The organism is Mycolicibacterium brisbanense, assembly GCF_001570425.1.
GTDB classification, from domain to species: domain Bacteria; phylum Actinomycetota; class Actinomycetes; order Mycobacteriales; family Mycobacteriaceae; genus Mycobacterium; species Mycobacterium brisbanense.
This window is the reverse complement of the sequence record NZ_BCSX01000039.1, coordinates 164,296-177,282: the sequence shown is the minus strand read 5'-3', so window position 1 is coordinate 177,282 and position 12,987 is coordinate 164,296. Positions and strand designations below refer to the sequence as shown.

Genomic DNA, 12,987 nt, shown 5'->3' with positions numbered 1-12,987 from the left:
TCAGCGGATGGTGTATCCGCCGTCGACCAGCAGGTCGGCCCCATTGATCATCGCCGCCGCGTCGGATGCGAGAAAGACTGCGGCTGCGGCGATTTCGTCGGGGTAGGCGAACCGCCCGGTGGGGATCTGGGTTTTGAGGCGATCGCCCTTCTCGTTCTCCCACGCCGCGCGGCCGAGATCGGTCAGCACCACGGTCGGGCTGATGGTGTTGGCAGTGACACCGCGGCCCGCCCACTCCGAGGCAAGCACCTTCGTCACGCCGACGACGCCGAATTTCGAAGCGCAGTACGCGACGTGGTCGGTGAGGGCGACGCTCGCCGCCTGCGACGCCATGTTGATCACGCGTCCGTAGCCCTGCTCGAGCATCACGGCCCCGACCTTCTGGCACATCAGGAAGGTGCCCGTGAGGTTGATGGCGATGGTCTTGTCCCAGGCTTTGACGTCGATCTGGGCGGCGGGCGCCAGCAGCGCGACCCCGGCCGAGTTGACGAGGATGTCGATGCGGCCGAAGCGTTCCCGGACCGCCTCGACCGCGTCGGCGACCGATTCCGCGGAGCTGACGTCACACGCGAAAGCCGCGTGGCCGTCCCCGAGTTCACGCGCCCGCTGGGTGGCGGCATCACCCGAGAGGTCCAGGATCGCGACGGACGCGCCCTTGACGGCGTAGGCCCCGGCGATGGCGGCGCCGATACCTGAGGCTCCGCCGGTCACGACGGCGACCTTGCCGGTCAGCGAGAAGTCGAAGTCGACAACGGGATCGGTGGTGCTCATGGTCATCTCCTCGCTCGTCAGCAGTCGGGGGCCGGCTCGTACCCGGCGATCGCGTCGACCTTGGCGGCCGAGGCGGACTCCGGGTCGAACTGGTAGTCGAGCCACTCCTTGGCCAGTCTGCGCGCCAGCTCGATCCCCACGACGCGCTGTCCGAAACACAGCACCTGCGCATTGTTGGACAGCACCGAGCGTTCGACGGAGAAACTGTCGTGGGCGGTGACGGCCCGGATTCCCGGCACCTTGTTGGCACTGATGGCCACGCCGAGACCGGTGCCGCATACCAGCAGCGCGCGATCGGCCTTGCCTTCGGCGACCATGCGGGCCGCAGCGACCGCGACATGCGGGTAGGCCGTGTGCTCGTCGGTGCCGACGCCGACGTCGACGACCGACTCGACGCGCTCGTCGGCCTCCAGATCGCGCCGCAGAATGTCCTTGTAGTCCACGCCGGCGTCATCGGCGCCGACGACGATCCGCAGACCGCTCATCACTTGCTCCTCACTGTGTCGTCTGCCGTGGCCTGGGCCAAGACCGCTGCCGCGGTCCGGACACACAGGGCCAAGGACAGGGCTCCTGCATCGGGCGTGCCGAGGCTGCGCTCGGCGAGCGGACGTGCCCGCCCCACTTTGGGTTTCAGATCGGCCGTGGCCTGTGCGGCCTGCTCGGCGTCGGCCGCCGCCCGTGCCCACGCGTCGGCCAGCTCGGCGCCCGCGGCGGTCTCGCGCTCGAGGCGGTCCACGAACGGGACCAGCGCGTCGAGCATGGTCTTGTCACCGACGGAGGCCTTGCCGAGGGTGGTGATGGCCTCCAATCCGGCCCGCACCGCCGCCGCGACATCGGACGGCGCGATGGTGTCGGCGTCGTCGCCGAGGCGCGCACCGAGCGCGGCCAGTGCGGCACCCCAGAGCACGCCCGACGTACCGCCGGCCTGGCTGGCCCACGCCTCCCCCGCCGCGGTCAGCACGGATGCCGCCCCCGCACCGGAGCCATCGGCGAGCTCGGCCGCCTGCAGCGCCGCCGAGGTGCCCTTCACCATGCCGCGGCCGTGGTCACCGTCACCCGCGACCGCGTCCACGCGCCCGAGTTCGTCGGCGGCATCCTCGATCGCTGCGGCCATCGCCGCCAGGACTGCGGTGGCGTTCTGCGCGCACCGACGGGATGCCTGCGACACCTCGACGGCCTCGGTTTCGGTCACCGTGGCCGCTGTCACGACGCGTCGTGGTGCGGCGGTGGCCGCAGTCGCGACGCCCTTTCGGTAGGCCGGCGTGTCGGCGGGGGCCCGCCACAACTCGTCGAGCTCGTCGTCGAGGAACACCAAAGTCAGTGAGCAGCCGGCCATGTCGAGGCTGGTGACCAGCTCTCCGACCTCGGGATCGACGAGCGTGTAGCCGGCCGACCGCAGCAGTGGGGCCACGGTGCGCCACACCACGAACAGCTCTTCGTACTTGGTGGCGCCGAGTCCGTTGAGGATCACCCCTACGCGGTTGGTGTCGCCCGGGGCCTCGGCCAGCACGCCGTCCACGAGCCGGCGGGCCAGATCCGCGGCGCGGGGCAGATCGCCCTCGTCGATGCCGGGCTCGCCGTGGATTCCCAGCCCGACCCCCATCCGGCCGTCGGGAACGGTGAACAGCGGCGTGTCGGCGCCCGGCATCGTGCAGCCGCCGAACGCGACGCCGAGCGTGCGGGTGCGGTCGTTGGCCAGACGCGCGACGCGTTCCACACCGTCGAGGTCGTAGCCCGCCTCAGCGGCGGCGCCGGCGATCTTGAACACGACGAAGTCACCGGCGATCCCACGCCGCTTGTGAATTTCCTCAACGGGTGCGCTAGCAATATCGTCGGTGACGAACACGACGCGGGTGTCGATGCCCTCCTGCTGCAGCCGCTGTTGGGCCAGCGTGAAGTTCATGACGTCGCCGGCGTAGTTGCCGGTGCTGAACAGCAGCCCGGCACCGTTTTCGGCGGCCCGGCCGACCGAGTACGCCTCCTGCGTCGACGGCGAGGTGAACACGTTGCCCACTACCGCCCCATCGGCGAAACCTGTTCCGACAACGCCACAGAACGCCGGATAGTGGCCCGAGCCGCCGCCGACGACGACCGCCACCTTCCCGGGCGTTTCGGCGGCTCGCACCACCCCGCCCTCGACTTTGAGTACACGGTCGGCGTGCAGGTCGACGAACCCCTCCAGGAGGTCGTCACTGAACGCGCGTGGGTCGTCGTACAGTTTCGTCACCGCTGATTCCTTCGCTCACGCGGATGCGTGTGTGCGTCCGCTCACTCGATTTATAACATGATTGATGCGATTTCTAATGTCAATCCCTTGATAGTTCGCATCGTCGTTGTTATCTTTCTCAAATCCGAGATCAGAGGAGCAGGTATGGCCACCGCCCTACATGTCGACCACGTCGCGAAGGCCTTCGGCGGCGTGCCGGTGCTGCGTGACGTGTCGTTCGACCTGCACCCCGGCGAGCTCACCGTGCTCGCGGGCGAGAACGGGGCGGGCAAGTCCACGCTGATGAAGATCGTCACCGGGCAGCTCAAGGCCGACTCGGGCGAGGTCACCGTCGACGGCGTGGCACTGCAGCACGCCGACCCCAAACTCGCCCGCAGCCTCGGGGTGGGCATCGTGCCGCAGGAACTCGCGCCCTACCCCGAGCTGACGATCTACGAAAACCTGTTCGTGGGAAGGGAACTCAAGACCCAGTTCCGCACCCTGGATCGGCGCGGCATGGTCAGGCAGGCCCGCGAGATGCTGGGCACCTTCGGGGTCGACGTCGATCCGAAGACCCGCATGGGTGATCTGCCGATCGCACTCATGCAGCTCGTCGAGATCGCCAAGGCCACCACGTGGGGCGCCAAGGTGCTGCTGCTCGACGAGCCGACCTCGGCGATCCCCGACCGCGAGGTCGAGCGCCTCTATGACGTGGTCCGCAGGCTCAAGAAGCAGGGGGTGGCGATGCTCTACACCACCCATCGCATGGCCGAGATCACCGAACTGGCCGACCACGTGGTGGTGTTGCGCGACGGCCAGCTCGTGCTCAACGCGCCGCTGGCCGACACCACGCCGGACGGCATCGTGCACGCGATGATCGGCCGCGAGCTCGACAACCTCTTTCCGCCCATCACTCCCGCAGGCGACGAAATCGGCCTGTCCGTCCGTGGGCTGCAACTGCACGCCGACGGCCCCGCCGTCGATCTCGAGGTGCGCAAAGGCGAGATCCTCGGACTCGGCGGCCTGGTCGGCGCCGGACGCAGCGAGATCGTCGAAGCCATCTTCGGAATCCGGCGCTCCGTCGCGGGCACCATCGACGTCAACGGCCGCACGGTCCACCGCGGCCGCGTGGGCGATGCGATCCGCGCGGGCATCTCGCTGGTCCCCGAGGACCGCAAAGGCGCCGGTCTGGTGCTGACGCAGTCGGTCCTCGACAACGGCAGCCTGCCGCATCTGGGCGCATTCGCCTCCGCGGGCTGGCTGCGCAACCGCAAGCGCTCGTCGGCCGTCACCGACGCCACCGCGTCGGTACGGCTCAAGTCCAGCGGCCTCGGCCAGCTCGTCGGCAACCTCTCCGGCGGCAACCAGCAGAAGATCGTACTGGCCCGCTGGCTCACCCAGAACTGCTCGGTGCTGCTGCTCGACGAACCCACCCGCGGCGTCGATGTCGGCGCGCGCGGCGAGATCTACACCATCATCCGCGATCTCGCCGCCGACGGGCTCACGGTGATCCTGGTGAGCTCCGACATGCCCGAGCTCATCGGGCTCAGCCATCGCGTGCTGGTGATGCGCAGCGGCGGCGTGGCCGGGGAACTGTCCCGCGCCCAACTCGATGCCGACGACGTGCAGGAACGCATCTTCCGCTACGCCAGCGGCCAGGAAGCCCCCCAACAAGACGAAGTCGCGTGACCGCGTCGCCGACCCCTCGAGAGGACACCATGTCAACCGCTACCGACCAGGCGAACAAGCTTCCGCCCGCGGATGCCGTGCGGGATACCAGGCGCTTCGACCGGGCCTGGCTCACCAACTTCGCGATCCGCAACTCGATGGTGATCGTGCTGCTGCTCGTGATGGCGTACTTCAGCTACCGCAGCGTCCGGTTCGCCACGCCGGACAACGCGCTGACGATCCTGGTGGCCGCCGCGCCGTTCGCGCTGGTGGCCCTCGGGCAGACCTTCGTGATCCTCACCGGGGGCATCGACCTGTCGGTCGGCAGCGTGATCGCGGTCAGTGCGATGACGGCGTCCTCGGTGGTGGTCGGCCATCCCGACCGGATCTTCCTGGGACTCGTGGCAGGGGTCGTGGTGGGTCTGCTGATCGGCCTGCTCAACGGGCTGGTGGTCAGCAAGCTGGGGGTGGCACCGTTCGTCGCGACACTGGGCACCCTGACGGCGGGCTCGGGCCTGGCCTACGTGATCGGTGGCGGGGCGCCGATCAACGGGCTGCCCGGCGAATGGGGCAAGATCGCCAACACCACGCTGTTCGGCGTCCAGCTGCCGGTTCTGATCATGATCGCCGGCTTCATCGTCTCGTATCTGGTGCTGCGCAAGACCTCCTTCGGGGTGCGGGTGTACGCCGTGGGTGGAAACCGGACCGCGGCCGACGTCGCCGGCGTGAAATCCGGGCAGATCCTCGTCGCGGTGTACACCCTCAGCGGTGCACTCGCGGGGCTCTCGGGCGTCATCCTGTCCTCCCGCGTCATCTCCGGCCCGCCCAATCTTGGGTCCGGCTATGAGCTGGCCGCCATCGCCGCCGTCGTCATCGGTGGCGCGAGCCTGCTCGGCGGCCGCGGATCGGTCTGGGGCACCCTGCTGGGCCTGCTGCTGATCCAGACCCTCAACAACGGCCTGGACATCCTCGTCGTGCCCGCCTACTGGCAGAAGGTCATCAGCGGCGTGCTGATCGTCGCGGCGGTCGCGGTCGACGTGTGGGCCGTGCGCAGACGCAGCAGTTGACCCGAAAAGCTTGCACCCCAACCTCATCCACTTACAGAAAGGCACCACCCCGATGTCCCGCAGACTGACCCGCATGCTCGTGACGGCAGCGGTTCCCGCCCTCATGGTGTCCGTAGCCGCCTGTGGCGCAGGTGATCCCAGCGCCAAGAACGGCCAGCCGTCGACACGTGTCGGCGTCACCGTCTACGACATGTCCTCGTTCATCACCCAGGGCAAGGAAGGCGCCGAGGCCTACGCCAAGGCCAACAACATCGACCTGGTGTGGAACTCCGCGGGCGGCGACGTCTCGACCCAAGCCAGCCAGGTCGACCAGCTGATCAACCAGAAGGTGGACGCCATCGTGATCGTCCCCGTACAGGCGGATTCCCTTGCGCCGCAAATGGCTTCGGCCAAGGCCGCCAACATTCCGGTGATCGCCGTGAACACCGCATTGGCCGATTCGGGTGCGCTGAAATCCTCCGTGCTGCCCGACGACGTCGCCGCCGGGGCCCAGGAAATGCAGATGATGGCCGACAAGCTCGGCGGCAAGGGCAACATCGTGGTGTTGCAGGGCCCGCTGGGATCTTCCCCCGAACTCGACCGCACCAAGGGCATCAAGGACACGCTGACCAAGTACCCCGGCATCAAGATCCTGGCCATCGACACCGCCAACTGGAAGCGCGACGAGGCGGTCAACAAGACGAAGAACTGGATCTCCAGTTTCGGTGACCAGATCAACGGCATCGTCTCGGAGAACGACGACATGGGCCTCGGTGCCGTGCAGGCGCTCTCGGAGGCGGGCAAGTCGGTGCCCGTGGTCGGCATCGACGGCATCCAGGACGGCCTCGAGGCGGTCAAGAGCGGCAAGTTCATCGGCACCTCCCTGCAGCACGGCCGAGTCGAGATGGCCGAGGGCATCGCGGTGGCACAGCGCGCCGCGAAGGGCGAGCCGGTCGAGAAGAGCTACGTCTACAAGATGCCGCCCGTGACGCCGCAGAACGTCGACCAGTATTACCAGAACGTGGTGACGGGCAAAGACGCCTTCCTCGCCCAGCTTCCTGCGCTGGTCGCCCAGAACCTGGCCTCGGGTGATCTCTCCAACGAGAAGCTCAACCAACCGTGACCGCGATCAGCGTCTAAGTAAGGTACGGACGGGGCGTGCGGGGCGCGTCCCGTCCGTATGACAGAACAGGAGGCCCGATGCCGAACCCAGCGGGTGTTGGTCGGTCGCACCGCGACGGACAGGCCGAGCCTCCGGCGGGACCGAACGAACGCCGCGCGGCCATCCTGGAAATGGTGATGGCCGCCGGATCGGTGAAGATCGAAGATCTGCCCGACGCGTTCGGTGTCAGCCTGATGACGGTGCACCGCGATCTGGACACCCTGGCCACCCAGGGGCTGATCCGCAAGACCCGCGGGGTCGCGACGGCCATGCCGAGCACCCTGTCGGAGGCCAGCACCGAGTTCCGCGCCCGCCAGAACGTCGCCGACAAGCACGCCGTCGCCAACGCCGCGCTACAGATGATCGAACCCGGGCAGTCGGTGATCATCGACGACTCCACCACGGGGCTGCATCTCGTGAGCCAGTTGCCCGAGCGTCAGCCGCTGACCGTCATCACCAACTTCCAGTCGGCGCTCGACGCTCTGCTCAACCAGCCCGGCCTGAACGTCATCGCGCTCGGCGGCCAGTACTACCCGTGGTGCCGGGCCTACATGGGATCGTTGACGCTCACCGCGCTGCGGAACATCCGGGCCGACGTCTTCATCATGTCGACCTCCGCCGTCACCGACGGCATCTGCTTTCACCAACATCACGACACCGTCCTGGTGAAGCGCGCGATGTTCGAATCGGCGCGCACCCGCATCGCCTACCTCGACCACTCCAAGTTCGAGCGCCGCGCACTGCATGCCCTGGGCCCGCTGAGCGACTTCGACACCGTCATCGTCGACAGCCGCACCCCTGAGGACCAGATCCGCGCGCTGCGCCTCGACGGCGTCAACGTCGTGGTCGCCCCCGATATCGGCGCGTCCGCGCTGTAGCCCGCGGCTACTTCTCCAGCGCCTCGGTGCGCGCGCTCGTGGACCTGCCGAGCGCGGCGGCCTCGGCATCCAGCTTCGGCAGCAGCTCGGGAGTGAACTTGCGAATATCGCGCTCGCCCAACGGGGTTGCCACCACCGGGCGGATCCAGCGGAACAGGCCGACCCAGTCCGGGCAGTAGATGCGGCTCTTGCGGCCCTCGATGCCCTTGACGAACGCCGCACCGCACTTGTCGACCGTGGTGGTCTGCTTGAGCGGCCCGGGCATCTTCGACAGCATCACGCGGAACGTCGAGAGATCCGACTTCGCGTCCTGCACCAACGGGGTGTCGATCCAGCTCATATGGGCCGAACCCACATCGACACCGAGGTGGGCGACCTCCAGCCGAAGTGTGTTGGCGAAATACTCGGCGCCTGCCTTGGAGGCGTGATACGCCGCGAGCCCCGGCGCGGAGGTGAAGGCCGCCAGCGAAGACACCACCAGCACGTAGCCGCGGCGCTTGATCACCTCGGGCAACGTGGCGCGGACGGTGTTGAAGACGCCGACGATGTTGACGTCGATGACGCGCTTGAACGCCTCGGGGTCCACCTGAAGCACCGAGCCGAAGCTGGCGATGCCGGCGTTGGCGACCACGATGTCGATGCCGCCGAACCGCTCGACGGCGGCGTCCGCAGCCTTTTGCATGGCAGGCAGGTCCCGCACATCCGCCAGGGCGGTCAGCACATGTTCCTCACCCAGCTCGGCGGCCAGGGCGGCGAGCGGGGCCTCGTCGAGATCGGTGAGTACCAGCTTGGCGCCCTTGCGGCGCAGGCGGCGGGCCACCTCCTCGCCGACCCCGCGAGCACCACCGGTGATGAAGACGACCTTGCCGTTGACTGAACTCATGCCGCCAACGTACCGCCCTGTTTAGAGCTCCACACCCAGCAACGCGTCGATCGCGGTGGCCACTGCGCGTGGTGCGCTCGGATCGTGCCCACCGTAACCGATCGCGTCGTCAGCCCAACCATCAAGGGCTGCAAGGGCTTTCGGGGTGTCCAGATCGTCGGCGAGATATTGCCGAACCCGCGCGATCACGTCGGTTGCATCCGGGCCACCGGGCATGGTCGTGGCGTGCCGCCAACGTTCCAGCCGGGCGTTGGCCTCGTCGAGCACCTGCTGGCTCCAGTACCGGTCGGCACGGTAATGCCCCGCCAGCAACCCGAGGCGGATGGCACCCGGGTCGACGCCGTCGGCGAGCAACCGGGACACCAGCACCAGGTTGCCGCGGCTCTTGCTCATCTTGTGCCCGTCCCAGCCGATCATGCCGGCGTGCACGTAGTGGCGCGCGAATCTGCGCTCGCCCGTGACGGATTCGGCATGCGCCGCCGAGAACTCGTGGTGCGGGAAGATCAGGTCGCTGCCGCCGCCCTGGATGTCGAGGCCGGTGCCGATGCGGCTCAACGCGATAGCCGAACACTCCACATGCCAGCCCGGACGGCCCGGCCCGAACGGAGACGGCCAGCTCGGCTCGCCGGGCCGGTGCGCGCGCCACAGCAGCGCATCGAGCTCGTCGCCCTTGCCGGCCCGGTCCGGATCTCCGCCACGCTCGCCGAACAGGCGCAGCATGGTCTCGCGGTCGTATCCGGATTCGTAGCCGAACTGCACGGTGGCGTCGGCCCGGTAGTAGACGTCGGGGTACTGCGGATCGTCGACCACGTACGCCGCACCGGAGGCGAGCATCTTCTCGACCACCTCCACCACTTCGCCGATCGCGTCGGTGGCGGCCACGTAGTCGTGCGGCGGCAACACGCGCAACGCCGTCATGTCTTCGCGGAACAGCTGGGTCTCGCGGTCACCGAGCGCACGCCAGTCCAGGCCGTCGCGCGCGGCCCGCTCGAACAGCGGGTCGTCGACGTCGGTGATGTTCTGCACGTAGTGCACGGTGTGCCCGGCGTCCAGCCACAGGCGATACACCAGGTCGAACGTCAGATAGGTTGCGGCGTGGCCGAGGTGCGTAGCGTCGTAGGGCGTGATGCCGCAGACGTACATGGTGGCCGTCGGCCCCGCCGCGACGGGGCGGACCTGCCGGTCTGCGGTGTCATAAAGGCGCAGCTGAGGACCCTGCCCCGGGAGGGTAGGGATGTTCGGCGCCGGCCAAGACTGCATGGCTTCGACTTTAGGGTGCTCGGTCAGCACGGGTCTCCCCCGGTCGGTCGGGTCACCGAAGACAGCCTCGGTTCACACCAGACAGACAACGCCGAACGCAGATCCATTCCCGCCTTTTCGATCACGCCGCGCCGATCGCCTCGAGCAGGATCGGGGCCAGCTCCTGGCGGCACATCACGAAATCCGGCAGGTAGGGGTCGGCGCGGTTGTAGACCAGCGTGGACCCGTCCAGCCGGGACGCGTGCAGCCCGGCTGCCAGCACCACACCGGCCGGGGCGGCCGAATCCCATTCCCACTGCCCGCCGGCGTGGATGTAGGCGTCGACATCGCCACGGACCACAGCCATCGCCTTGGCCCCGGCAGAACCGATCCGCACCAGCTCGAAGTCCAGCCGCTCGCGCATCCGCCACAGCACCGGCGGCGGCCGGTTGGTACTGGCGGTGATCCGGATCGGGCCGTCCCGGCGCGGCGGCGGGGGCTGCACGGTGTCGCTGCGGTACACCTCGCCGCGGGCCGGCAACGCCACCACCGCGTCGGTCAGCCCAGGACCGCCCGCTCGGTGGCGCTGCCACAGCGCGATGTGCACGGCCCAATCCTCACGACCCGGAAGCGAATACTCGCGCGTGCCGTCGACGGGATCGACGATCCACACGCGGTCGGCATCGACCCGCGCCAAATCGTCGACAGCTTCTTCGCTGAGCACCGCGTCCTGGGGCCGGGCCGCGGCGAGCCGGTCCAGGATCAGGGCGTTGGAGCGCAGATCGCCCTCGTCGCCCAGGTAGTACGGGTCGTAGAAACCGATCTCCTCACGCACGGCCAGCAACAACTCGCCGGCCTCCTGGGCCACGGCAGCGGCCAGGTCGGCATCGGTCGAGTGCATCCAGTCAGTTTGACTGGTGCGCGGGACGGACCTCGAATCGGGGTTGGGCCGTGGTGGTTGCGCCGATCGCGTGGCGAAGCCGGGCCGCCGGCACCATTAGGATTCATCGGGTGACCGAGCAAACCCCGAGCATGACCCTGTCCCCCGCCTGGCAAAGGCGATTCGACTTCTTCAATGTCTACGGCCTGCCCAACTCATCGCCGGAATCCAAGGCGGCCTACCGGTCACTGCCGTTCGGCACCAAGTTCCGCATCGGCTCGAACTTTCCGGCCTTCTTCTTCGGCCCCATCTACTTCTTCGTCAAAGGCATGTGGCGCAAGGGCCTTACCCTGTTCGGCCTTGCGATGGCCCTTTCGGTGGTGCTCGTGGTACTCGACGTGCCCGACAGCGTCGGCCGCGCCGCAGGCATAGCCGTGGCCTCGGTCGCGATGAGCACCGCCAACTACGCGTACTACCTGCATGTGACCAGAGGTAGCCAGTCGTGGAATCTCTTCGAGGGTTTCGGCCGGAAGCGGTAGCCGGCGATGCGAATCCTCGACTGGGACACCGGCGATCTCGACGAGCTCAGCGGTTTCATCCGCACGCGGTTGGTCGCGGGCTTCTGGGAGTTCGACGAGCTGCTCGACTGGGTGACGGCGTGGGTGGACGATTCCGGGGTGGTGACGCCCGAGGAGGCCACGGCGCTGCTGCAATCGATGTGGGGCCAAAGGCTTTCCGAACAGGCGGCGTGGCAGGACACCGGCGACTACGGGCGGCTGCAGTACCTGTTCACCCAGTTGGAGTCGGAAGGCATCCTGGCCCGGATGTGCTTTTCGTGCTGCACCACATGCGCGACGCACGACATCGACGACGAACGGACACCCAACCCCGATCCGAACGACTGGTATCGCTTCCGCGAGTGGGCGTACACCTTCTTCCACGAGCAGGACGCCGTCCGGCTCGGCGATCCCGACCCCGTGCTCTACTTGGGCTACAGCGCCTTTCGCCCGCACCCGGCGTTACCGCAGGCACTGATGCGCGCCGCTGCGGCCGGTGACACATCGGCGGCCGAAGAGATGACCGACCGCACCGAGACCCTGCTCGGTGAGCGAATCGTCTTGTTGGCCAACCACTATGGGCTGGCGACCACGTGGTCCGGGTCCAGGCACGACCGTATCGAGGTCAACGTCCGCGAATGGCGTAAGCCGCTGCCCGGCCAGTGATTTCGCGTATGGTCCGACGACGTTAGACAGCGGGCGCGATCTCCTCGATGACCCACTGCGCGTAATCCAGGTACGCGCTTGCGTCTTGCACCGGTGGTATCGGCACACTGCTCGTCGTCACCCCCAGTTCACCGAACCGCCCCAGCTTGTCGATGATCTCGCCCGCACTCATGCCCGGACGCTGGGTCGGATCGTCGTTGACCACATGGCCTTCGCCGATCAGCGAGGTGCCCAGGCCGTACACCACTTCGAACGGACGACCGTCATAGGTCGGCTGGGATTTGATGAAGTCGATTCTCGCCGGAAAGTCATCGGGTTGGGTGAGGAATGGCATCCAACCGCAACTGAACCTGGCCGCCCGTTCGAGCGCCCGGTCGGCGTCACCCCCGATCCAGATGGGGATGTGCGGACGCTGCACGGGCTTGGGCTGGAACGCGACATTGTCGAACGACACATACTTGCCTTCGAAGCTCGGCGACTCGCTGGTCCACAGTTCGATGATGGCGGCGAGGTACTCGTCGGCCATCCGCCCCCGTTCGTGAAACGGCACCCCGAGCATGCGGAATTCCTCTGCATCCCAGCCGATGCCGAATGTCACGCCGATACGTCCGCCACTCATCCAGTCCGCAGTCGCCAACGCCTTGGCCATGACGATGGGGTGTTGCACGGGCAAGAGCGTGGCGCAGGTGTTCAGCCGGATACTCCGCGTCGCACCTGCGAGATACGCCTGGGCGACCGTGGAATGGAAGTAGTGCGGTCCGGTGAGTTCGACGTGCGTGCGCGGCACGACGAAATGCTCCGGGACGGCGAGCAGCGAGTATCCGAGCTCCTCGGCCCGCTTGGCCATCCAGGTCTGGTCAGCCCCCGAAACGGTGAGCTCCCAGGGCTGGGTCAACGCCGCAAGTTCCATGGTGTGGGGCATGACAAACATCAGCTGCATCGTTGCCGTCCTTCCGCCGCGCCGCGCCGGCACGTCAGCGGTCGCCGCACGACCCGACGGGCGAAGATCTGTTCCATAGCCTGAGTCTGTG

The 12,987-nt window shown here is 67.7% G+C and carries 13 protein-coding genes; 6 read left to right on the top strand and 7 right to left on the bottom strand.

Annotation, left to right across the window (positions count from 1 at the left end):
- The 3 genes from RMCB_RS21755 to RMCB_RS21745 are packed head-to-tail and all read right to left on the bottom strand — an operon-like array spanning position 1 to position 2,998.
- Positions 1–771, bottom strand: a complete 771-nt coding sequence (locus RMCB_RS21755) for a GolD/DthD family dehydrogenase (RefSeq protein WP_062830536.1) — start codon at positions 769–771, stop codon at positions 1–3.
- A 17-nt stretch (positions 772–788) separates the two neighbouring features.
- Positions 789–1,256 carry a ribose-5-phosphate isomerase gene (locus RMCB_RS21750; protein WP_036425718.1) on the bottom strand — a complete coding sequence of 156 codons (468 nt, stop codon included), beginning with the start codon at positions 1,254–1,256 and terminating at the stop codon, positions 789–791.
- Positions 1,256–2,998 (bottom strand): dihydroxyacetone kinase family protein, encoded by a 1,743-nt coding sequence (locus tag RMCB_RS21745; protein WP_062830426.1) that lies wholly within the window; start codon positions 2,996–2,998, stop codon positions 1,256–1,258. The genes RMCB_RS21750 and RMCB_RS21745 overlap by 1 nt, the downstream gene beginning before the upstream one ends.
- A gap of 144 nt (positions 2,999–3,142) precedes the next feature.
- Between RMCB_RS21745 and RMCB_RS21740 the strand changes: the two genes are divergently transcribed.
- The 4 genes from RMCB_RS21740 (at position 3,143) to RMCB_RS21725 (ending at position 7,731) form a co-directional block, all read left to right on the top strand.
- The gene (locus RMCB_RS21740; RefSeq protein WP_062830425.1) at positions 3,143–4,666 is read left to right on the top strand and encodes a sugar ABC transporter ATP-binding protein; all 1,524 of its coding nucleotides are present in this window, start codon (positions 3,143–3,145) and stop codon (positions 4,664–4,666) included.
- Positions 4,667–4,695: 29 nt separating this feature from the next.
- Complete coding sequence (locus RMCB_RS21735) at positions 4,696–5,712, top strand: ABC transporter permease (RefSeq protein WP_062830424.1); 1,017 nt, start codon at positions 4,696–4,698, stop codon at positions 5,710–5,712.
- Positions 5,713–5,764: 52 nt separating this feature from the next.
- Positions 5,765–6,814: a substrate-binding domain-containing protein gene (locus RMCB_RS21730; RefSeq protein ID WP_062830535.1), complete on the top strand. Its 1,050-nt coding sequence runs from the start codon at positions 5,765–5,767 to the stop codon at positions 6,812–6,814.
- Positions 6,815–6,891: 77 nt separating this feature from the next.
- Positions 6,892–7,731, top strand: coding sequence for a DeoR/GlpR family DNA-binding transcription regulator (locus tag RMCB_RS21725; RefSeq protein WP_029368301.1), 840 nt, complete (start codon positions 6,892–6,894; stop codon positions 7,729–7,731).
- Between the two features lie 7 nt (positions 7,732–7,738).
- Here the strand turns inward: RMCB_RS21725 and RMCB_RS21720 are convergent, their stop codons facing one another.
- The 3 genes from RMCB_RS21720 to RMCB_RS21710 all read right to left on the bottom strand — a co-directional run bounded on the left by RMCB_RS21720 (position 7,739) and on the right by RMCB_RS21710 (position 10,754).
- Positions 7,739–8,614, bottom strand: coding sequence for an SDR family oxidoreductase (locus RMCB_RS21720; protein WP_029368302.1), 876 nt, complete (start codon positions 8,612–8,614; stop codon positions 7,739–7,741).
- A 21-nt stretch (positions 8,615–8,635) separates the two neighbouring features.
- On the bottom strand, positions 8,636–9,874 hold the full coding sequence (gene mshC / locus RMCB_RS21715) for a cysteine--1-D-myo-inosityl 2-amino-2-deoxy-alpha-D-glucopyranoside ligase (RefSeq protein WP_062830534.1): 1,239 nt from the start codon (positions 9,872–9,874) through the stop codon (positions 8,636–8,638).
- Positions 9,875–9,995: 121 nt separating this feature from the next.
- Positions 9,996–10,754: a 3'(2'),5'-bisphosphate nucleotidase CysQ gene (locus RMCB_RS21710; protein ID WP_062830423.1), complete on the bottom strand. Its 759-nt coding sequence runs from the start codon at positions 10,752–10,754 to the stop codon at positions 9,996–9,998.
- 131 nt (positions 10,755–10,885) lie between these two features.
- On the opposite strand from RMCB_RS21710, the gene RMCB_RS21705 reads away from it, so the two are divergent.
- The gene (locus RMCB_RS21705; protein WP_062830422.1) at positions 10,886–11,272 is read left to right on the top strand and encodes a DUF2628 domain-containing protein; all 387 of its coding nucleotides are present in this window, start codon (positions 10,886–10,888) and stop codon (positions 11,270–11,272) included.
- A 6-nt stretch (positions 11,273–11,278) separates the two neighbouring features.
- Positions 11,279–11,956: a DUF6891 domain-containing protein gene (locus tag RMCB_RS21700; RefSeq protein ID WP_062830421.1), complete on the top strand. Its 678-nt coding sequence runs from the start codon at positions 11,279–11,281 to the stop codon at positions 11,954–11,956.
- Between the two features lie 22 nt (positions 11,957–11,978).
- Here the strand turns inward: RMCB_RS21700 and RMCB_RS21695 are convergent, their stop codons facing one another.
- Positions 11,979–12,896 carry a TIGR03619 family F420-dependent LLM class oxidoreductase gene (locus RMCB_RS21695; protein ID WP_062830420.1) on the bottom strand — a complete coding sequence of 306 codons (918 nt, stop codon included), beginning with the start codon at positions 12,894–12,896 and terminating at the stop codon, positions 11,979–11,981.
- Positions 12,897–12,987 lie beyond the last annotated feature (91 nt).